Source organism: Aeribacillus sp. SP014 (assembly GCF_054055575.1).
The window spans coordinates 3,502,317-3,525,012 of the sequence record NZ_JBSRXI010000001.1 but is presented as its reverse complement, the minus strand read 5'-3'; the positions used below and the strand labels follow the sequence as shown (position 1 = coordinate 3,525,012).

Sequence of the window (22,696 nt, the reverse complement as noted above, 5' to 3'; positions counted from 1 at the left end):
GGTAATGGAAACATGTCGTTTGCTTCAGAGACGAAAAAAGAATTGACAACACTGGAAGTAAAACAATGTTGTTTAAAAGCAGAGTTGTCCGCGCTCATCCGAATGAACGGAACTGTGTCATTTTCCAACCGGGAATTGCTTTTGGATGTGCAGACGGAAAACGCAGCGATTGCAAGACGCATTTACATGCTGATCAAAAAAAAATATGACGTTCCGATCAAGCTGCTTGTACGAAAAAAGATGCGATTAAAAAAGAATAACGTCTATATTGTTAGAATGAATGAACAAGTAAAAGAGATTTTGGAGGATTTGCGAATTTTAGGCAAGGATTTTATGTATAACCATCAAATCTCTTTAGACCTTGTGAAAAAAAAGTGCTGCAAGCGGTCGTATATGCGCGGTGCGTTTTTAGCGGGCGGATCTGTCAACAACCCGGAAACTTCTTCATACCATTTGGAAATCTCGTCGTTATATAAGGAACATAACGATTCGCTATGCAGCTTGATGAATACGTTTTATTTAAATGCAAAAACACTGGAACGGAAAAAAGGATATATTACTTACTTAAAGGAAGCTGAAAAAATTGGGGAATTTTTGACATTGATCGGTGCCCATCAAGCTCTACTGCGTTTTGAAGATGTCCGAATCGTTCGTGATATGAGAAATTCAGTGAACCGCCTTGTCAATTGCGAAACAGCAAATTTAAATAAAACCATTGGAGCTGCTTTACGGCAGGTAGAAAATATAAAATTCATTGATGAAAAGATCGGATTAAGCGCCTTACCTGAAAAGCTGAGGGAAATTGCAGAATTACGGGTTATGTATCAAGATGTGACATTGAAGGAACTAGGTGAAATGGTGTCCAGCGGGAAAATCAGCAAATCGGGAATCAACCACCGATTAAGAAAAATCGATGAAATCGCTGAAAAATTGCGGGCTGGCAAAACGATTTCATTTAAATAAATTTTAAGAAGAGAGGGATTAATATGGTTGAGAAAAAAGTGGAAGTTCGGTTAAAAACCGGTTTGCAGGCACGACCGGCTGCATTGTTTGTTCAGGAAGCCAACAGGTTTTCATCTGACATTTTTATCGAAAAAGACGGAAAGAAAGTAAACGCCAAAAGCATCATGGGGTTGATGAGCTTAGCTATTAACAGCGGCTCTGAGATCACATTGATCGCAGAAGGAAACGATGAGGAAGAAGCATTAGAAGCGCTTATCAACTACATTCAAAACGAAAATTAATGTGAACACACAAAAAAATTGCCGCAAAATTCATCAATGGATGGATATTGCCTCTCTTGTGGGAGAAAGCAGGAAACAACCGCTGTCAGCCACAAGAGGGCTTTATTTTTGCTAAAACTGATATGAAGACGAAATGGCTTCGGGTGCGTTAATAGAAAAGTGTGATAAATCTTTTGTTGGGAGAGAGCTTTGTGAAGGTTCTTAACTGGAACTTTTGGATTCAAAGCATGCGAAAGATCGGGGCGAATCCGAGCAATATATTTGGTGTAAATACTATTTTTTCATAAATCTGCGATCAACATTCAAGAAAAAACAAACGTGCTTTGATATGGTTCGAATGACTTACAGCTGAATGGATAAAGAGAGATTCTAGCCCTTTTATAACATGAAAAAATCGATTATAACACTTGTTTTTGCCAGCAGGTGCCCAGAAAAAACTTCAGCAAAATACGGTTTACACAGGCTCTCCGAAAGCATATTTAATCTTTCATCCGGCTCGATCCGCATTTTGGGCTTAGATTAAAGCAATATCGGCAGTTAACGGCCTTTCGAAAACGTAAAGCTGACGATTCCTGCCAAAAAGTTAAATGAGGAGCTGCTGTCAAGATCATTCTTGACATTTACTCCTCATTCAAATGCGTGAAGGTATGAAGCAGCGGTTTATTTTTATACTGTCTGCTTGATATGTTTAAATTTTTTTGTCTTCCTATTTGAGGCAGCTTTTATTTTGTTAAAACTTTGTCAATCAACCCATATTCTTTTGCACGTTCAGCTGACATGAAATTGTCGCGGTCCGTATCACGTTCAATTACTTCAAGAGGCTGGCCAGTGTTTTCAGATAAAATTCTGTTCAATTTATCTCTTAAAGAGAGAATTCGTCTAGCTGCAATATCAATGTCAGTTGCCTGACCTTGCGCGCCTCCTAACGGTTGATGGATCATTACTTCACTATTCGGAAGGGCAAAACGTTTTCCTTTTGCACCTGCCGCCAATAAGAATGCTCCCATGGAAGCAGCCATTCCTATACACATCGTGGATACATCAGGTTTAATAAATTGCATCGTATCATAAATCGCCATGCCAGCAGTAATTGATCCGCCCGGGCTGTTAATATAAAGGGAAATATCTTTTTCAGGATCCTCCGCTGCCAAGAAAAGAAGCTGAGCAACGATGGAGTTTGCAACATGATCATCAATTGGCGTACCAAGGATAATAATGCGGTCTTTTAACAATCTTGAATAAATATCGTAAGCACGTTCACCACGGTTTGTCTGTTCAATAACAGTCGGTATTAAATTCATTATGTTTCCTCCCTCGCATCAAAGTTAAAGTCATTTCTATTCCATCATACATAAAAGGTCAATAAAGGTCAAACAAAAAACTTTTATATATAATTATTTATAAGATCAATACATGTACCATCATACCCTCATTTTTCATTTTTCAAACAACGATGAAAAATGAATTTTTCAAAACAATTTTGACACGATGGATAATTAAGCAAAATTTATTCTTGCATATACTGTTCGGTTCGATTATAATATAATTCGTGACATTTGAAAAATGCGCTCGTAGCTCAGTTGGATAGAGCGGTGGTTTCCGGTACCACGTCCGTCGGGGGTTCGAGTCCCTCCGAGCGCGTAAGCCTAGAGCAACAAGGGTTTAGAAGTCGTTCAACGGACGGGAACTACCGAAAAACGGACAACGTATTTTCGTAAGGTTTCCGTCCTACTGAATCAAAGAGACAAAGAGACCGCGTGCCTCCAAAATGAAAAATTTTGGAGGTTTTTATTATGCGAAAAAGGCTAGAAAGGTAGTTTCAAGACATCTGATTGTAGATGTAATCTCGGTTATATGACGGTTGCAGAAGGATTAAAATACGCTAAGATCATTTACAAAACGGAAGCTATCCAGGACGAACGAGTACCGATTATTGAAGTTCTTGAAAAAATTTTATAGATGTTGTCGGTTTTAGAGATCTTACTACTGACCAAATTAGACGTTACATTAATACGTCATCTGTAACCGTGGATATTCTTTTCGGTGCTATTAAATCGATTTTTAGAAAGCTACATAAATACGGTATTATTTGAAGAAAGTCTCGTCAAAAAAATGCCAAAACTAATAAGGATAAACAACGAATCTTTGTGCTTACAGACACGCAAGTAAAGAGGCTATGAAACGTCAAAGATATAGGTATTTACGGGATTTCGTGACTATGGTGCTATTAAACTAATGGTAGAGTGAGAACAAAGGGCAAACTAAGTTGAATAGTCAGAAATTTCTGGTATTTTAGATGACGGTATTATTATGTTACTGGGGCCAAAAACAATAGCCGTAAAAGCCGGATTGTTCCAATGACTAAAGAAGTATGTAAACTACTTGATAGAAGAAATTCGAGGATACTTCGGTAACATTTCATATGTATTCGTTAATCAATATGGTGAAAAGTTAAAAAGAAGGAAACATCAGGAAAATATTCAAACTAAAAGACGAATGTTGCGTAAGTCTTACACTGTTTAAGACATACATTTATCGTAACCTATTTGAAAAAGGTGACGATATTTGTTCGCTACAAATGATTCTTGATCACGCGGATATATCTACTGTGTAAATATACCTAGAATATACACCAAGCAATAATACGAAAAAATAGTCGAAAAGTCATGGGATATGTTGAAAAATAGCAGATAAATAAATATAATGAAGATGTCGAAATTTTGGAAAGTGAGGTAAATGTTAGTGAAAAAACGAAAATGGGGGTTTGTATTTTCAGTTTTCGCACTTAGCCTCGCGACTTTAGTCGGATGCGGAGGCGAAGAAGGTGCACAAAAAGTAGGAACATCGGAAGGGGCGCAAGAACAGAAAGAAGAAGCTAAACCGGAAATATTCAAAGTTGGCGATGTCGTTAAGTTAGGCGACTTACAATTAACTCTAAAAAGTGCTAAATACGTAGATGATGCCGAATATACGCCAGCAGAAAAAGGTAAAGTATTGGCGATAGAATTTGAAACGGTCAATAACGGAAAAGAGCAGTTATATTTTGGCGCGGAAGAGTTTGCAATCTCGACACAAGACGGAACACAACACGAAGAGTATTTCGGTCATGATGACGGCTTTATGAATGAAAATATTGGCGCAGGTAAGAAAATTACCGGTAAAATTTACTTCGATGTTCCTGAGGATTCAAAATACGAATTAGTCTACACACCATCATTCAGTTGGGACAACGAAAATATAACGTTTGAAATAACTCCTCAATAAGGCGGCGCATTTTGCGCCATCTTTTTTATTTTTGCGGAAGAAAATGTCGCGATTTCGTTTTCAATTTTAGTTAATGGAGGCTAGCATTATCAAACAGTTGTATGTTGACAAGCAATCGTTTCCCCTTTTATTACGGCAAAATAGTTGAAAAAAGAAAACTTTAGATAGTTAGTGAAATTTCAATGCACGGCTGGCAGAAACAAGGCCATCCCTTCTCCGTTTCCTTGACTGTAAATCTCAGAATCTTCCTCTTTTTACTGTGAAAATATTCCTGGTTGGCGGTATCAAAAAATATGAATTGGCAAGAACTATTTTCATTCATGGCGAGGGCTGTAAATCCGAAAATTTGCTTGCACAAACTTCTATGCGTCATCTAATCATTCATCGCACTCGATAAGAACTATGCCAAAAAGGGTGAAAAAAGATGTAAAATAATAATATCTTGAAGATTTATAGATCACGAAGGGTGTTGAAGAATGGAACGTATTTCAGTAGTTTCCATTTTAGATGTTATTGGTGAATTGTTTTCTGATGAAGTTTCGATTGCTGTTTCCAATACTAAGGAATATATCTATTACCGGCCGAGCAAACGGATTGATTTGAAAATCAGACCGGGAGACTTGGTGAGAAAAGGAACGATTGCGTATAAAGCTTTGCACACCAAACAAAAGGTTTCTGAGTTTATTAACCGCGATGTGTTTGGCGTTCCTTATCACGGGATGGCTGTGCCGTTTTTTTGGGAAGGAAAGCTTGAGGGATGCGTCACTGCGATTTTTCCTGCTTTGACGGATGGAAAATCTGTTGTGACCGTCAAAACTGATGACGGATGGGTTCCTATTCCTTTTTCGAAAGTTGCGTATTTAGAAGCAAAAGATAAAAAGACCTATGTGTACACTGAAGGGTGCTCAGGAACGCATAAATACTCTCTCCAGGAATTTGAATACTTGCTTCCAAAGGACTATTTTATTCGCTGTCATCGGGCTTTTATTGTGAATGTCAACCATATTAAGGAAATCTACCCTGATGCGCATTCAACTTTTTTGCTGTTGATGAATAACGGTGATAAAATTCCTGTCAGTCAGTCCTACTCTAGTTATTTTCGAAAATTGCTTGGATTTTAAAAAATCGTTCTGTTTTAGTATGGAAATTGAGTTGTTTATCTGAATTTTCGGTCACTTATCCCCAAAACCTTGCCCCGTTAACTTTTATCGGTAAAATAAATTTTAAATTCATTAAAGGGGAGATGATGGGGAAATGGACAATAAATTGGAAAGGATTGAAGATTTGCGTTTGCGCGATCGAATAGTCACAGCTGATGAAGCCGCATCATGGATCAAAGACGGGATGACTTTAGGGCTAAGCGGATTTACACGCGCGGGTGATGCGAAAGCGGTTCCATATGCGTTGGTAAAACGTGCAGAGCGAGAATCGTTTAAAGTAAATGTGTATACAGGAGCCTCTTTAGGTTCTGATATCGATAAAATGTTCACTGAAGCTGGCATTTTAGGCAAGAGGCTTCCTTTTCAGGCAGATCCTACGATGAGAAAAGGAATCAATCGGGGAGAATTTTTATTTGTCGATCAGCATTTGTCCCATACTGCTGAATTAGTGCGCTCAAATGTTATGGATCCAATCGATTTTGCAATTTTGGAAGCGGTTTCTATTACAAGAGATGGAATGGTTATTCCGACAACCTCCATTGGAAACTCGTTGACATTTGCCCAGCACGCAAAATCGATCATTATAGAGATTAATACGGCACAGCCTGTAGATTTAGTAGGAGTGCATGATTTGTATGAACCGGAGAAACAAGGGGAAAGAAAACCGATTCCGCTGACAAAATCGAATGATCGAATCGGTACGATCGGAATACCGATTGATATCGAGAAGGTAAAAGGAATTGTATTTACCAATCAGCTGGATTCACCGTCGACAATTGTGCCTCCGGATGAAGAAACAGTCATTATGGCGCAGCATTTGATAGAGTTTTTGCGTAAAGAAATTAAAGCCGGCCGGTTAACGGAACGTTTAGCCCCGCTGCAGTCAGGCATCGGTTCCGTCGCCAATGCAGTTCTTCATGGCTTGCTGGATTCAGAATTTGAGGATTTAGAGGTGTATTCTGAAGTATTGCAGGATGCAGTCTTTGATTTGATAGATGCGGGCAAAGTCCGTTTTGCCTCTTGTTGTTCGATTACCCTTTCAGAGCCGAAAATGAAGGAGGTTTTCTCGAATTTTAAGAAATACCGCGACCGTTTAGTGCTGAGACCGCAGGAAATTTCCAACCATCCTGAAATTATTCGCCGGCTCGGTTTGATTTCCATTAACACAGCATTGGAAGTGGACATCTACGGCAATGTCAATTCAACCCACGTACTTGGAACGAAAATGATGAACGGCATTGGCGGATCAGGTGATTTTGCAAGAAATGCCCGCCTGGCGATTTTTGTGACAAAATCAATAGCGAAAGACGGAAACATATCAAGCATTGTTCCTTTTGTCTCCCATGTTGACCATACGGAGCATGACGTCGATGTCATCGTCACCGAGCAAGGGTATGCGGATCTCCGGGGCTTGGCGCCAAGAGAGCGTGTGGAACTGATTATCGAACGCTGCGCCCATCCGATGTATCGCGACCAGCTTCGTGAATATTATCAGGAAGCTCTTGCAAGAGGAGGGCATACACCACATGTTTTAGAAAAAGCTCTTTCATGGCATATAAATTTTGCTAAAAACGGAACGATGCGTGAAGAGATTGCACATAGCGTTTAATCGGATGACAATTTATTCGTGCATTTTCTAGACATGCGAAGAGATCGGCACAGCTAGATCAAAGAAGGAATTTATCCCTAGAAATCAATTTTGTGGATATCACACAACAAATGTTTTCACCCCCTTAGCGTTAAAAGCACTAAACGAATGGACTTATTAATTGATACTGTACTGAAAAATTTAATAAAAAATAAATTCGAGTTGAAGTCAGAAAACGATTGTTTTTGCGAAAATCATCATACAGAACGGATAGTGAGCGTTTTGATCAACTGTTTTCTGAGAATAAGGACGGATTTGCAAGGGTTATTGATTACAGCGTCAACTGGTATCTAATGTTAATTGATCATTTTTCTGACGCAAATTGCTGTATCAGCCGATAAACTCGATACTGAAGTCGATATTCCGGAAGTCGTCAATCTCGTGTTTTTTCAAGAAAGGACGTTCAACATCAAAGTTTTGGCAAATAATTCGGTTCAGAACACGCTTTTATAAAGACTTACTAGGATTGGAGAAGTTAATACGCATTCACCTTTTTGGCAATTTTGGTAATTTTGAGTTTTTCTGTGAAAATCCAAAAGGAATGGAAGGAAATAGTTTAACGGAACGGTTGTTTAACATCGAAGTCGAAATCATTAAAGAACTTTAGCATTTGCAGTACCAAGAAGAAAAGTATATGGGTTAAAAACGGAGTTATGGAATAAAAGTTGAAAGAACCGTTTAAAAGTGCAGGAAGCATTATAGACTTGTTTAAAGACAACATGGATGATCGTGAGGAAAATGATCTGTATTCGATAATTTAACACAAAATTGTGAAGATATTGTCGGTGCTTAATGGAATACATCAATTATTTCTTTTACTTCATTACAAAAGAGGCATCTTAGATGTTGAACAAGATCTTAGATGCCTCTCTAATGTGGAATTTTGGAGATTTGCCGGTCAATCTTCTAGATAAAATTGAGATGGAATAAGGGGAAAGTTATTTTTGCAGTATTCAACATAAACATCTGAAAAAAAATTTCCCCATCTGGATTATAAAAGCGAAAACCTGGATCCGATTATATCTTCAAAGAGTGAATAAGATGCATCACTTGCTTCGTCTGATTGTACAATAGCTGTTTTGCCTGATCCATACATTCCTCAATCGTCAATGGTTTAGTAATAATCGAAAAGCATCCGTGAAATTTGCTGCGGAGCACATCCAAATTGCCTGCAAGCGAGCCGGATATTAATATCGTTGGAACTCCGTATATTTGAGCGAGATCAGCTATATAGCCGGGCGCTTTTCCGTATAATGTTTGTTCATCGCTTTGTCCTTCTCCTGTAATGACAAGATCCGCCTGCTCTATTGCTTCCTTCAAGTTCGAAGCTTCTGCTACAAGCTCAGCACCGGATATAAGCTTTGCGCCTAGTACAAGGAATGCAAATCCCAAGCCTCCTGCTGCCCCTGAACCTTTCACGTTATTGAAGACTTTTCCTTTCTGCTTCTCAATAAGAGCAGCAAATCGGGCCAATGCTTCGTCGTAAATCGGTATTTGTTTGCTGCTGGCACCTTTTTGCGGTCCGTAAACTGCGCTGGCACCTTTTTCACCACATAACGGATTGTCCACATCACAAGCAACCTTTATTGTAATATGTTCCAATCTCGGATCCAAACGGTCGAAACTTACTTGATTGACCTCCAATAAATCTTTTCCGAAAATCCCCGCTTCTTTTCCTTCTTTATCCCAAGCTTTCATGCCAAGCGCCTGTAAAAAGCCAAGGCCCCCATCATTTGTAGCACTGCCGCCAAGCCCGATAATAAACGATTTACAGCCTTTATCCAATGCATCTTTCATCACTTCGCCAAGTCCGAAAGTAGTGGTCCCATCCGGGTTTCGTTGTGAAGGAGGCACTTGGACAAGCCCAGCGATATTGGCAACTTCAATAGCAGCCGTATTATTTTCGAGGATGGCATAATATGTTTTTATTTTTTTGCCCAAGGGGCCTGTACAGGTTACCTCAATGCGATCCCCGGCTGAAGAGGCTAACAATGCATCGACTGTTCCTTCTCCGCCGTCAGCCATTGGCTTTGTTCTTACTGTATCACCATAATGAAGGTCAAGTATTGCTTGTTTCATAATATTTGCTGCTTGAGAAGAGGTCAGACTCCCTTTAAAAGAATCAGGTGCTACGACAATATTCATTTTAGCTGCCTCCTTTGTTTGCCTGATATCCTTCCGAATTTTTAAAAACGATGGAATAAACGAGATAAATGGAATTAATTACACTCAGCATATTGATTTCTTCCAAAATAGGTGATTTAAAGGATTCTAGTTTGCAGCTGCTCACTTTGATGATTTGTTTCGCATTCTGTGCTAAATAGCCTTTTTCATTGCCTGTAATCGCAACGATAGGAATGCCTCTCTTCTTTAATACCTTTACTAGCTGAACGATAAATCTTGTTTCTCCGGAAAAAGAAATGACAACGGCTAAATCTCTGGGCGTAAGTGATTCTGCTTCGGAAATTTGATTTTCATGGTTGCTGTACGCAGTAGCATATTTGCCCAGACGAATAAATTTGAATTGTGCATTTCTTGCAATGAGATGCGAAAATGTTACCCCAAAAAAAGCAACTTTTTTTGAGTGATGAATTTCGTGAACAACTTGAATGATTTCCTTTGAGCGGAGAAATTGCTCTGTTTGCTTCAGAGAAGCAAGTAATTCGTCATAATATTCGTTTATTTGTTTTAGATTAAATTTCGTTTTTAGGTTTTGATAGTCTACTTCAGTATCATTAAATTCAATAAATGATCTGGCATATTCTTTAAGCTCTTTAAACGTAATATTTTCAAAGCGCTGACAAAATCGGGTGATCGTTGCAGGTGATGTATGGCACGCTTCAGCTAATTCATAAATGGACATTTTCGGGATTTTTTCCACATTCCTCAAAATATATTCGGCAATAATGATTTCTGATTTTGTTTGGTCTGTTGAAGATTCAATGAAGTTTAATAATTTAGCCATAAAGTTGTACATCGAATCACTCCGGATTTCATATTTATTGTACGCTCTATTATAAATGACCATGAAAAAAGTTTCATAAAATGAAATTTTTCCTGTCTTTGTTTTTTCGTTCGTTAAGATATCGGTAGAAGCAGTTACATGAAAAATTACTACCAGGAGCTGAAACACAATGAAAAAATTCAATGTACTTATTGTTGGCGGGGGGAGTACTTGGACGCCAGGGCTTTTAAAAGCAATTTGCTCGCGTCAAGATACTTTCCCGATCAACCGATTGGTCATGTATGATATCAATTACGAACGCCAAAAAATAATTGGCGAATTTGCGAAAGTGCTCTTTAAAGAAGAGTACCCTGACATTCATTTTAGCTATACAACAGATAAAGAGGAAGCATTCACGGAAGATATCGATTTTGTTTTTGTGCAAATGCGTACTGGCGGCTATGAAATGCGTGAAAAAGACGAAAAGATCCCGTTGAAACTAGGGGTTATCGGTCAGGAAACATGCGGGCCGGGCGGTTTTGCTTACGGTATGAGATCGATCCGCGATATGATTCAATTGGTCAAAGATGTCAGAAGCAAAACGAAAGACGCATGGATTTTAAACTACACAAATCCTGCTGCTATCGTTGCGATTGCGTTACAGCAAATGTTTCCTGATGATAAAAGAATCCTCAATATTTGCGACCAGCCTGAAAACTTGCTTCGTTCGTACGGCCGTTTATTAAATATGAATGAACGTGATTTTGATCCTGTATACTTCGGATTAAATCACTTTGGCTGGTTTACTCATTTATATGATCCGCAAGGCAATGACAAATTGCCTGAGCTAAGGGAAATGATTTTGAAAAACGGCTTCCGTCCGGCTGACTACGAGCAAAGGGATAAATCATGGCTCGAAACGTATGCCATGGTGCAGCAAATGGTGCGAGATTTTCCGGACTATTTGCCGAATACGTATTTACAGTATTATCTATATCCAGATAAAGTGCTGAAAAAATTGAATCCGGATTTTACGCGTGCAAATGAAGTACAAGCCGGAAGAGAGAAACGCGTATTTGAAGATTGTGTGCGCGTTGCTGAAACAGGAACTGCAAAAGATTCCAACGTAGTAGCAAATGATGCGCATGGCGAGTTTATCTTAATTGTTGCAGAATCCATTGCATACAACAAAGGCGACAATTTTATTGTCATTTTGAAAAATGATGGAATCATCAGCAATTTGCCGGATGATGCGATGGTTGAAGTGGCTGCAAGTATAACCTCAAACGGGCCTAGACCATACGCAGTTGGAGAAATTCCAACATTCTATAAAGGATTGATTGAAGGGCAATATGCGTATGAAAAACTTACTGTGGAAGCATATATGGAAGGCTCATACGCCAAAGCGCTGCAAGCTTTAACTTTAAATCGTACAGTGGTATCTGCAGCAAAAGCGAGAGAGGTATTGGATGCCTTAATCGAAGCCAATAAAGAATACTGGCCGGAATTGCGATAATAACTTGTCCGTGCAGGGAGCCGTTATGACTCCCTGCTTGAAAAATAGCTGGAATGTATCCGTTTTCTATATCTTATCTAGAAGGGGAGCTATGAAATGAAGAAGGTATTTAACTTTGATTTCTTTCAGAGAATTGGCAAAACTTTTATGGTTATAATTTCTTTGCTTCCTGCAGCCGGTTTATTGCTGGGAATCGGTACAACGTTACAATCTCCATATTTAATCGAATATTTGCCTTTTTTAGATTCAGGATTTTGGAAAACGATTTCTGATTTAATGAAGGGTGCAGGAAAAGCGATATTTGGGAACTTAGGCGTTTTGTTCGCTATCGGTATAGCGGGGAGCTGGACCGGTGGAAAAGCGGCAGCCTCCTTATCAGCACTTGTTGGTTATTTAGTTATGCATACCGTTATCGGGATTGTCCTTGGAATCACGCCGGAAAACGTATCGGAACCAGGGCGTGTACTTGAGTTAGGGATCCCGACACTTCAAATCGGTGTTTTTGGCGGTATCATCATCGGGTTTGTAGCAGCAGTTCTTTATGAAAAATATCATGATTTCAAAATGCCGGAAATGCTGTCCTTTTTCGGCGGTTCACGATTTGTTCCTATTATAACAGCAGGTTATTCAATCATTATTGCACTGATTTTGGCCTTTGTTTGGCCACATGTACAAGACGGCATTTATGCACTTGGAACTGCCTTATCAGGAGAAAATACGCCGCCGCTTTACATGTTCATTTATGGACTAGTAGAACGTGCCCTTATTCCGTTTGGATTGCATCATATTTTCTATATCCCAATTCGTTTTTCGGAAGTTGGCGGAACGTATACAACACTTGCTGGATCTGTCGTTTCCGGGGATACGGCAATGTATATGGCTCAGCTTGCGGATAAACAAGTAAATGATGCCATTGAAATAACAGCAGGAAGATTTATGGCAGGGAAATTCCCGTTCGTCCTGTTTGGTCTGCCAGCGGTAGCGTTAGCAATGTATCACATGGCAAAACCGAAAAACAAAAAAGCTGTAGCAGGCTTATTATTGACTGCTGCGGGAACAGCATTTTTTACAGGAATTACAGAGCCGCTTGAATTCACGTTCTTGTTCGTAGCGCCATTATTATACGTTTTCCACACATTAATGGCAGGGCTGTCATTTATGCTGATGTATGTTTTAGATGTGAATGTTGGATATGCCGGCGGATCCGGAATCATTGATTTTATCTTATTTGGTATATTACCTGGTGTTGGAGAGCCATGGTGGTATGTCATTATCGTTGGTCTGGCAATGGCTGTTGTTTACTACGTTGTATTCAGATGGGCTATTAAAAAGTGGGATCTTCTTACACCAGGACGCGGAGATGAAGATTCGAACAGACTTTATACTAGAAAAGATTACGAAGAAAAAACAAATAGAAAAAGTGATGAATCTGTTGTCAATCAAAAAGCGTATGAAGTATTAGCAGCACTTGGCGGAAAAGAAAATATCAATAATCTTGATGCATGTATTACACGGTTAAGAGTAGGTGTAAAAAACAAAGGCGCTGTTAATAAAGAAAAACTGAAAGCTCTTGGTGCTTCAGGCGTATTGGAGGTAGGAAATGGAGTTCAAGCAATATTTGGCCCTACTTCAGACACGTTAAAAAATCAAATTTTAGATATCATGAATCAGGAAACAAACGAATATAAAGAAGAATCAACTATTAGTGTCGTAGCTCCATTATCAGGAAAGGTTGTTGCATTGGAAGAAGTGCCTGATGAAGTTTTCTCTCAAAAAATGATGGGCGACGGTATTGCTGTTCAACCAACAAGCGGAGATGTCTATTCCCCGGTTGACGGTGAAATCGTCGATGTATTCCCAACCAAGCATGCCATTACACTTCGTTCAGATGAAGGAGCAGAGCTGTTGATTCATTTGGGACTAGAAACAGTGAACTTAAAAGGAGAAGGCTTTGAAATAAAAGTTTCACCTAAAGACAAAATCAAAAAAGGAGATCTTATCGCACAATTCGCCATCGATCAAATTGGTCAAAAAGGGTACAACACCATTACTCCTATTATTTTACTGAACGGAGATCAGTTTAAAATCGACCATAGTAGTTATCCATCCAGCGTAGTTGGAGGAAAAGACGTATTAATCAAGGCTCAGAAAGGATAAGATCGATCATCCATGTGATATCAGTACGATACTGTACCGAATTGCTTCCGAGTTCATAAAGAATAGTATCGATTATCCATGAATTCGCAAGGAACCCAAGTCCATATAGCTTAGATCAATCATCATTCAAAAGGCTATCGAGTGCATTCGATAGCCTTTTTTGCATAGTGATTGAAAAATGTGAAAAGGCACAGTACATCTGCTGATGTGGCGTCATAGGCTTCGGAAATAGCAGCTGCAAAGAGCCGACAGCTAAATTGTAGTACGCCGCTTTGACGGGCAAGAATTTCAGAAAGAATCATTAAAGAGAGAAAAAAAGATTTTAAATTGGACGAGTAACAAAGCGGAAGGGTACAGGACCATCAGGTTGCGGTACTTTCTCTTTTTTAGCATAGGCAATTGGGAACTATTAATGAATGCCGATTCGGCTTCTACTGTATTCATTTGAAGTTTAAACCGGATCATATATAGATAAAAAATTTGCGGCAGCCTTCTTAGAGTTTTCATTTACATTTCAATACCATTTTAGATACTTACGAAACTCTCCAGTTTATGAATAGCATTTACTCGCAACAATCCCCATAAAGTCCCATTCAACTGTATTTCACTTCTTTTTTGTAAAGAAAACCACTTTTCAAAAGGAAATTGGATTAATTTGTGGAAGTAAGCTGTTGGCAATTAAATTGTTAGAAGAGTCCGTTTCGTGGAATTTGTAATAGGAGGGCTTACTTATGGGTCATATAAAAAGCATTTTACAGGAAAATAGAATCCCATTTGACATCCTTTATCACGAAAATCCAATTCGCACAGCGCAGGAAGGCGCGGACTTTTTTGGAATCGAAATAGGTCAGACTGCTCCTACATTGATACTTAAGTCTGACAAAGGCTATTTTGCAATAATCGTTTCAGGAGGACGCGGTCGTGTGAATCTGGAAAAATTGTCAGAAATCTTGGGATGCAATCAATTAAAAATGGCACCCCCAAAAGAAGTCCAGAAGATAACGGGATACACTGTCGGCAGCGTTCCTTTAGTTGGTCTTTCTTTGCCTTGTATAATCGATAAAGAACTTTTTCGCTATCCGTTTATTTACGGAGGAACGGGAGAACCAACCTCAACACTGAAAATACCTCCTCATGCTTTGGAACAACTGAATCAAGTTGTTGCTTTCTTAGGTTAAAGTGTTGCTGTTGTAAGTAAATTTCCCGCCTCGTACGATAAATTCGATATTCTCTGCAATTTGAAGAATAAAATAAGATTTAAAAAAAATTAGATATGTCTATTTCTTTTGTGTTAGGAAATGTTGAAGTGGTAGAAAGCATAAAAAACTTGATAACACCGATCAATAAACGAAATAGAACGAGGAAAGATTCATAAAGCCGTGCCTTATCTGTGTTTATAGAAACTACTTTTAGTACATGGCTGTTTCAAATAAGAAAATAAAAGGTTAGAGAATACATGAATGTTCGGTAACATTTTTTATATCCCAATCCTACTTCTTATGTGCATCATATTGTATTTTTAATAATTTGCAACTGGCTTGTTTAAATATTTCATTTAATATATAATACAAATTATAGTTATCATTTTCCATATCTTAGCTTATTAAAGCATTGAAACATTAATAATATCATCATTATCTTACCTACTAAGGATTAAGTATACTTTCATAACAAAGTTTTTATAACCTGTTTTTACTATTGTTTAAGCAACTATTACTTAAATTGCGGTGATTTAATTTTTTGATTAAGTAATTCTCAATTTAGATCCAATAAAATTCTATCATTTTTATTTCTAATAAAAAATTAATTAATAATATAATCATAGTTATCATATACTAAGGAGGCATAAAGAATGTTTGAAAGAAAGATTGTTAGAATATCGATAACATTAATAATAGAAGAGGAAAATGGTGTAAGAAAAATATCGAAAAAAATATATTTACGTGAAGAGATAATAAAGGATAATTGGTTATTTAGAAGGGATTAAGCCAGCTAGTACATTTTTTTGTGAAAAATTCAATTACACAAAAGCGTTGAAATACAAGATTGTGTTGGTAAAATTTAAATGAAAGTTGAAAAGTTTCAATAATTATTTAAAGGAGGTGTAGACGGTGATAAAAACGATTTACACCCTTGGAAATAAGTATTTAACCGAAGAAAAATCTCTTATTCAAGCAATAACGCTGCCCATTGCAAGATCATATGGCACAACTAAATATGTAATTATTGTGGACTTTTCTATTAAAGATAAAAAAGTCAAAATAACGCCAAAAGAAATAAGCGAATCGACCTCATTAGAGTTGCTATGGATTGGTACAGCGGATGGAGCAGCGAGCCCACAATGGTTTGGAACGGTGAGCAATGTCGAATATTTGCTTAGTCAAACAATTACAAATCTTCTCGAACGTTGGAATCAAGAGGATTCCTACTATTCTCTTTTAAAGAAAGCACAAGATGTTTTTTTCTTGGATCTTGGCGCGGCAAAAAAATCAGACGAACGATACCGCTATGTTTTTAATCCAGCATATGTTGGCGGCGAATTGACGGAAAAAGAGGCGAAAAAAGCGGTTAAGGAAGCAGCGAAGCAGTTTCAAGCTTTTATTGAAAAAGAAGCCAATGTTAGCATCAAAGATGTCCTCTTGTATTCTCTTGCCATTGACGGACAGCTCGTCGTATCGCAACCAGAATATGAACGACTCGTTATCGCAGAGAAACTAAGTGTATTTGAAGAGGCGAAAAAGGGAGTATGCGCCCTTACAAACAAAGAAGACTTTGTGACAGGAGAAACGACAAAACTGAAATTTAACTACTACATAAACGATAAAATCAGCTTTGCGAGCGATCTAGAGAAAAAATCATTTGTCAAAAACTTATCCATCAGCAAAGATGCCTATCAAGCGATTATGGCAGGAGAAGCGTACATTCTCCGCCACTTTAATACTCGTTTCAGTGACCTTCCTTGTTATATCATCCCAGACTTTTTATATGATGTGCCGTTTGAAAATGTCCCGCTTCAAGATATTAGTGAGCACATTCATCAGTTTGTCCGCACTGTCAAAACGGTTGAAACAGCGGAAGATTTGCATCGGGAAATAGAAGATTACAAAGAATTCAATAATCAAATGGACAACCATATTTCGTTACATTTTCTTTTTTACACAAAAGCGCAGTCAGCTTTAAAGGTGAATAAACTGTTATCCGATGTTCCGCTCACTCATTTGCGCCGACTAGGTTACGAGATGCGAAAAGCAGGGGAAATAGGACAACACTTTTTTGGCAATGAAAAATTCAATCTCGGCTTGGAATCGATCTACTACTTAGTTCCGATGCGTGTTCAACGCAGGGAAAACTTTGAAAAACGGAAAATTTTACAAGTATACGAGTCGCTTTTGACAAATAAAATGCTTTCATATCAATGGCTTATCACGCAATTTGTGCAGCTTGCTAAAGTGCATATGTATGCTAACTATAACCTTTATCAGTATAGTAACGACAAGGAAGAATCCAATGATTTTCGATTAGTGAATGCGATGGTGCGAGCGCAATTGTTCTTAAAAATGCTGCAAAACCTTAGCTTGATTAAGGAGGAAAGGGAGATGACAAAGGTTGCATATGATTTGCCTGATGCCCACATGGTCGAATATATGGAAACCATGAATTATAACGTCGCGCAAAGTTCTTTATTTTTACTTGGGTATTTAATTGCAAAAATTGGAACTGAACAAGTTCGGAGAGCAAAAGAACGTGCAGAAGCGTTTGGACAAGTCCGAAGCGGCAAAACAGTAAATAAGCCGATTTTATCGAAGATTAATTATCATGGTATGAATAGGCAAAAACTGATCATGCTTTCAAACGAAGTATTTGAAAAGCTGAGACAACTGAAAATTGCTTCTTTGCAAATTGAAGCTGTTTATGTGGAACATAAACGTCTCTTTGATTCAGCATTGCAGGGAAAATGGAATTTAAGTGATCGCGAAAACGTTTTTTATTTGCTTTCAGGCTACGCATATGGTACAAAGCGGATTTTAAACAGCAGCAAAAAGGATAATTCCGACCCTGTTTTTGAAAATGAAAAATAAAGTATTACGAATGGAAAGGAAGAAGAGATTCCCCAAATACTGCGAAAAGTCCAATCCTGTATAAGATGAGGGGAGTTCTTCCTTCCAAATAGTAAACAATTGGTCAAGGCATTTGGATAAACTGCAAAATCTCTTAAAAAATCATTTCTAACATTAATTATACACGAGGAGGAATGAAAAAAATGAATAATAGCGATATTTTATTCCTTTATGATGCAAAGTTAACAAACCCGAACGGCGATATTGATGAAGAAAACCGCCCGCGCATGGATTATGAACGTTCATTAAACTTAGTGAGTGATGTGCGTTTAAAACGATATATTCGCGATTATTTGGAACAGCTCGGAAACGAAATTTTTGTAGGCAAAGTCGATGGAGAAACGGTCAATGCGACAGAACGCATTAAGCGTTTATTTGAGAAAAAGTATGATGGAAAAGTGAACCTTAATAAACTATCAAAAGAGGAACAAAACTGGATGCTTGAGCAATTTACTGATGTCCGCATGTTCGGTGCGACAATGCCGATTAAATCGGAGGATAAAGGAAGCTCCATGACGTTTACTGGTCCGATTCAGTTTAACTGGGGCTACTCGTTAAATAAAGTCACGCTTGTCGAATCGGCAAGTATTACCTCACATTTCGGTTCCGATGATAAAAATGACGGCGGTACTATCGGCAAAGACTATCGTGTCTATTATTCATTTTTGGCGTTTCATGGCATCATAAGCGGTCATCGCGCGGTGCATACGAGATTGACCGAAGAAGATGTCCGTTTATTTGATCAAGCGGTTGTTAAAGCGATTCCATTGAGCGCAACACGAAGCAAAGTCGGACAATACCCTCGTCTTTACTTACGTGTAGAATATCATTCTCCTGAATTTATTGCCGGAGATTTGCGAGATTTGGTGAGTTTAGAGGAAACAGAAGGGCTGCGCAGCATTTCCGAAGTTAATTTGCATGTTGATGCACTTGTGAATAAACTTTTGGAAGTAAATGGTGAAATTGCCCGCATCCATTACTGGCAAGATTCTAATTTATTGTTGAATTATGAAGGACAAAAAGGGATGCTAACAGCTCTTCTTCCATCCGAGTTGGCGGATAAACTCGTTCCTGTATTGTAAAAAAGGGTGACGTTTATGAAGATACTTATTTTTGACCTTATCGGGAAGATGGGACATTTCCGAAAAATCGATACGAACTCATCTTCGCTTTCGTACTCCTTTCCGCCGCGAACAACGATTGTTGGCATACTCGCTGGTATTTTAGGAATGGAGCGCGACAGTTATTATGAAGTGTTTTCACCGAATCAATGCCAAATTGCGCTATCTGTTCGCACGCCGATTCGCAAAGTGATGCAAACAGTCAATTATATGTTTGTAAAGTCAAAAGCCCATTTAAACAATAGCGGAGGACATACGCAAATTCCCCTTGAGTTAGTGCTTCCCGGGGGAGAAGAAGCCAATGTGCGGTACCGCATTTATTTTTCCCACTCTGACCGATCTATCTATGAAAGCGTGAGGGGAAGAATCCAATCAAGCCGATATGTTTATCCGCCGTATTTAGGGCTTTCTGAATTACTTGGACAGTTAAACTGGGTTGCCGAAGCAGAGGGAACGGTAATGGAAAGTCGTGATGCGGTGCCGATCCATTCTGTTGTGCGAATTCCTAATTTGCGTGAGCGATCGATCCAATTTTCAAAGGAAACTCGCTTTTTAAAAGAATTTATGACACGCCAGTTTACAAATGAGCGGATGATTCAAGAAACAGACTATTACTTGTTTGAACAATCACGGCAATTCATCGCGATTCCGGCTGTACCATATGTATCCGTTGCTTATGGGGGAGAAAAAGAAAACATTTTATGGATGTAAGGCAGCGGTGACCTCATCGCTGCTTTATTTCTAGGGGGGAAGCATATGTATTTGTCTCATAATCATCCAGAGAAAAAATTGACTGTACATTTAAAGGAAGTATACGAATATTTGCAAGATATGCTTAAGCATGTGCCGTTGTCTAAGGGAGATCGGGCGACGCTTGAATATATAGGCAAAATTGTTGCGGTGTCACACGATTTCGGTAAATATTTATCATACTTTCAGGATTATTTGCAAACAGGTGAAGCAAGGGGAGATTTACATCATCATTCCTTTATTTCTGCCGTGTTTGCCGCCCATCTTTTGCGCCATCCGGTGAACTTAAATGCTTCTTGGTTTGAATTTGCCCCGCTATTAGGCTACTTCGTCGTTATGCACCATCATGGGAATTTGCGCGATATTTCTTTAGATGTAACAAAATCGCGCCATATTGCAGAAAATACCGTACAAGATTCATTATATTACCGAGTCATTACATTAAAACAGCAAATCGATGATATAAAGAACCATGCTTCTGCGATTTTGGAAGATTTATCTCCTTTATGGGATGAACTGTCCATTCCATTGTCCCTTTCTGAAGAACTGCACAACTTCCTTCAAGACTATGAAAAAACGTTCGATGAGGTATACCGCCAATATTATTTGATCGATAAACGAAGAAAACAAGAATTGACGAGGGAGCTTTACTATTATGCGTTGTTGTTATATTCCGTGCTTATTGATGCCGATAAACTATCGGCCGCAAATATTGAGCGAAAGCCGCGTGTTTATATTCCAGCTCATCTTGTTGACCGGTATCGAGAAGCGAATTTTGATGTGAACGTGACAGAAGGGACGAACGGGTGGCGCAATCGGATGTACAACGTAGTGATGGAACGAATAGAGGGGCTTTTTAAAACAAAACCAGAACAGCGATTATTCACATTAACGGCGCCGACTGGAGCGGGAAAAACGTTGCTATCGCTTTCGGTTGCTTTAAAATGGCGTGAGCAAGCAGAAAGGCAGTATGGCTATTCACCAAAAATTATTTACGCTCTGCCGTTTACAAGCGTTATCGATCAAAATGAAAAAGTAATCCGTGATTTGTTAAGCCAGTTGGATGATTTTCATGCAAATGAACAGCGGTATTTAGTTAAGCATCACCACTTATCTGCGTTTCAATACAAAACTGAAAATGACGAACTGCCTCTCCGCAAAGCATTGTTGCTGACGGAAAGCTGGGAGGCAGAGCTGATTGTCACGACATTTGTACAATTGTTTCATACACTGATTGGCTATGAAAACCGCGCGTTAAAAAAATTCCATCAAATTGCCGGAAGCATTATCATTCTCGACGAAATTCAAAACGTGCCGATTGAGTATTGGCCTTTGTTGCGTTCCGTGTTGTACAAAATGGCAGAATTGTTTTCCTGTAAAATTTTGTTGTTAACAGCAACGCAGCCGCTTATTTTCCCCAAAGGTGAAACGGTTGAACTTTTGGAATCGGTAATGGTAAAGCCAATTGACTTTTTTAAAGAAATGGAACGGGTCGAGCTTCATTGGCTAGGAGGGGATAAAGGCGCATACAGTCCCGCAGAATGGATGGAACTGTTTCAAAACCGTTTTGAAGATGGAAAAACTTATTTGGCGATTTTTAACACAATTAAAACATCGATTGAAATTTATGAAGGGATAAAAGAATGGCTAAAAGAACGCGGTTATGACGTAATCTACCTTTCTACAAATATTGTGCCTTGTGAGCGGAAATGCCGCATTGAACAAATAAGACAGCTTTTAAAAGAGAAGAAGAAAGTTGTTGTTATTTCAACGCAAGTTGTCGAAGCAGGAGTCGATGTTGATTTTGACGTGGTGTATCGCGACTTAGGACCTATTGATTCCATTGTCCAAGCGGCGGGACGCTGCAATCGTAACGGAAAGTTACATGGACTTGGCAAGGTTTATATAACGCCAATTGAGCGAGATGGAAAGTTAGAATCACAATATGTGTATAAGGGTGTTCATACAAATATAGCGAAGGAAGTGCTACCGAAAACACCGGTATCTGAGCATCAATTTTTTGATATCATTATGCAATATTTTACTGAAGTGCGCGGCAAAAAATCGTTCGATGCTTCCGATGGGATTATAAGTGCGATTGAAGAACTAAAATTTGATGCAAAAGATAAGTCGGGAAGCAAAAATAAGCCCAAATATGTATCGGAATTTCAATTGATTGAAAACGCGCATCAAGCAGTGGATGTGTTTGTCGAAGTAGATGACCAAGCGATGGACATTTGGCAGCAATATATTCAGCAGGTGATTGAGGAGAAAGACTTAGAAACTCGGTTTGAAAACTATTTGCGTTTGAAAAAAGACGTGCGCCAATATGTCATTTCCGCTCCGATTAAACTTGTAAAGAATCTGGATCGGGATTTATACGAAAAAACGAGAATGATTCATTTATCCAACGATATACTAAACCAATATTACAACAGCGAATATGGACTGATTCGCTCAAGCGAGATGGTGAATGCATGGACTATGTAATGAATGTGGACGGTGCGCATATCTGGTATTACTTTATCTGCAAGTACCACTTTTTGTTGAAAAAAGTTCGAAGCGACTGTCGCTCAATTAAACAAAATGATTGGTTTTAGGAAACAAATTTGCTATACGGTGGCACTAAGTGAAATGTACAAAACGTATCTAAACCTGAGCAACAGAATTTTACACACGACGAATTTTCAATGTTTTTCGTTGAGCTTAGATAGTGGAAATATTTAAGCCAATTATGGTCGATCGTCTCCTTTTTACTTAAAAAAGATTTTAAC

16 protein-coding genes and 1 tRNA gene are annotated in these 22,696 nt (G+C 38.6%); 14 read left to right on the top strand and 3 right to left on the bottom strand.

Annotation, left to right across the window (positions count from 1 at the left end; all coding sequences use genetic code 11):
• Positions 1-12: 12 nt before the first annotated feature.
• Together whiA and ACVIJU_RS17340 are read left to right on the top strand one after the other, a co-directional pair.
• The gene (gene whiA / locus ACVIJU_RS17345; protein WP_063389162.1) at positions 13-963 is read left to right on the top strand and encodes a DNA-binding protein WhiA; all 951 of its coding nucleotides are present in this window, start codon (positions 13-15) and stop codon (positions 961-963) included.
• 23 nt (positions 964-986) lie between these two features.
• Entirely contained in the window at positions 987-1,244 is a 258-nt protein-coding gene (locus ACVIJU_RS17340) for an HPr family phosphocarrier protein (RefSeq protein WP_063389161.1), read from the top strand.
• A 722-nt stretch (positions 1,245-1,966) separates the two neighbouring features.
• Here ACVIJU_RS17340 and clpP read toward each other — a convergent pair.
• Positions 1,967-2,545 (bottom strand): ATP-dependent Clp endopeptidase proteolytic subunit ClpP, encoded by a 579-nt coding sequence (gene clpP, locus ACVIJU_RS17335; RefSeq protein ID WP_063389160.1) that lies wholly within the window; start codon positions 2,543-2,545, stop codon positions 1,967-1,969.
• 264 nt (positions 2,546-2,809) lie between these two features.
• On the opposite strand from clpP, the gene ACVIJU_RS17330 reads away from it, so the two are divergent.
• The 4 genes from ACVIJU_RS17330 (at position 2,810) to ACVIJU_RS17315 (ending at position 7,277) form a co-directional block, all read left to right on the top strand.
• Positions 2,810-2,885: transfer RNA gene (locus ACVIJU_RS17330), tRNA-Arg, on the top strand.
• A 1,101-nt stretch (positions 2,886-3,986) separates the two neighbouring features.
• Positions 3,987-4,508, top strand: a complete 522-nt coding sequence (locus tag ACVIJU_RS17325) for a DUF4352 domain-containing protein (RefSeq protein WP_157727907.1) — start codon at positions 3,987-3,989, stop codon at positions 4,506-4,508.
• A 476-nt stretch (positions 4,509-4,984) separates the two neighbouring features.
• A complete protein-coding gene (locus ACVIJU_RS17320; protein WP_066249117.1) occupies positions 4,985-5,629 on the top strand; it encodes a LytTR family DNA-binding domain-containing protein in 645 nt (214 codons plus the stop codon).
• Between the two features lie 133 nt (positions 5,630-5,762).
• A complete protein-coding gene (locus ACVIJU_RS17315; RefSeq protein ID WP_063388733.1) occupies positions 5,763-7,277 on the top strand; it encodes an acetyl-CoA hydrolase/transferase family protein in 1,515 nt (504 codons plus the stop codon).
• Positions 7,278-8,333: 1,056 nt separating this feature from the next.
• Here the strand turns inward: ACVIJU_RS17315 and ACVIJU_RS17310 are convergent.
• Both ACVIJU_RS17310 and ACVIJU_RS17305 read right to left on the bottom strand, forming a co-directional pair.
• A complete protein-coding gene (locus ACVIJU_RS17310) occupies positions 8,334-9,461 on the bottom strand; it encodes a glycerate kinase (protein WP_063388735.1) in 1,128 nt (375 codons plus the stop codon).
• A gap of 1 nt (position 9,462) precedes the next feature.
• Positions 9,463-10,293, bottom strand: coding sequence for a MurR/RpiR family transcriptional regulator (locus ACVIJU_RS17305; protein WP_235600468.1), 831 nt, complete (start codon positions 10,291-10,293; stop codon positions 9,463-9,465).
• A gap of 157 nt (positions 10,294-10,450) precedes the next feature.
• On the opposite strand from ACVIJU_RS17305, the gene ACVIJU_RS17300 reads away from it, so the two are divergent.
• From ACVIJU_RS17300 to cas3, 8 genes are all read left to right on the top strand, one after another.
• Positions 10,451-11,776, top strand: a complete 1,326-nt coding sequence (locus tag ACVIJU_RS17300; RefSeq protein WP_063388732.1) for a 6-phospho-alpha-glucosidase — start codon at positions 10,451-10,453, stop codon at positions 11,774-11,776.
• A 96-nt stretch (positions 11,777-11,872) separates the two neighbouring features.
• A complete protein-coding gene (gene ptsG / locus ACVIJU_RS17295) occupies positions 11,873-13,933 on the top strand; it encodes a glucose-specific PTS transporter subunit IIBC (protein WP_456687806.1) in 2,061 nt (686 codons plus the stop codon).
• A gap of 731 nt (positions 13,934-14,664) precedes the next feature.
• The gene (locus ACVIJU_RS17290; RefSeq protein ID WP_456687805.1) at positions 14,665-15,111 is read left to right on the top strand and encodes an aminoacyl-tRNA deacylase; all 447 of its coding nucleotides are present in this window, start codon (positions 14,665-14,667) and stop codon (positions 15,109-15,111) included.
• Between the two features lie 674 nt (positions 15,112-15,785).
• Complete coding sequence (locus tag ACVIJU_RS17285) at positions 15,786-15,920, top strand: hypothetical protein (RefSeq protein WP_327847969.1); 135 nt, start codon at positions 15,786-15,788, stop codon at positions 15,918-15,920.
• A gap of 124 nt (positions 15,921-16,044) precedes the next feature.
• Positions 16,045-18,012, top strand: a complete 1,968-nt coding sequence (locus tag ACVIJU_RS17280) for a TIGR02556 family CRISPR-associated protein (RefSeq protein ID WP_456687804.1) — start codon at positions 16,045-16,047, stop codon at positions 18,010-18,012.
• Between the two features lie 182 nt (positions 18,013-18,194).
• Positions 18,195-19,133 (top strand): type I-B CRISPR-associated protein Cas7/Csh2, encoded by a 939-nt coding sequence (gene cas7b / locus ACVIJU_RS17275; RefSeq protein ID WP_327847971.1) that lies wholly within the window; start codon positions 18,195-18,197, stop codon positions 19,131-19,133.
• 15 nt (positions 19,134-19,148) lie between these two features.
• Positions 19,149-19,883, top strand: coding sequence for a type I-B CRISPR-associated protein Cas5b (gene cas5b, locus ACVIJU_RS17270; protein ID WP_144597299.1), 735 nt, complete (start codon positions 19,149-19,151; stop codon positions 19,881-19,883).
• A 45-nt stretch (positions 19,884-19,928) separates the two neighbouring features.
• Positions 19,929-22,412, top strand: a complete 2,484-nt coding sequence (cas3, locus tag ACVIJU_RS17265) for a CRISPR-associated helicase Cas3' (protein WP_456687803.1) — start codon at positions 19,929-19,931, stop codon at positions 22,410-22,412.
• Positions 22,413-22,696: the final 284 nt, after the last annotated feature.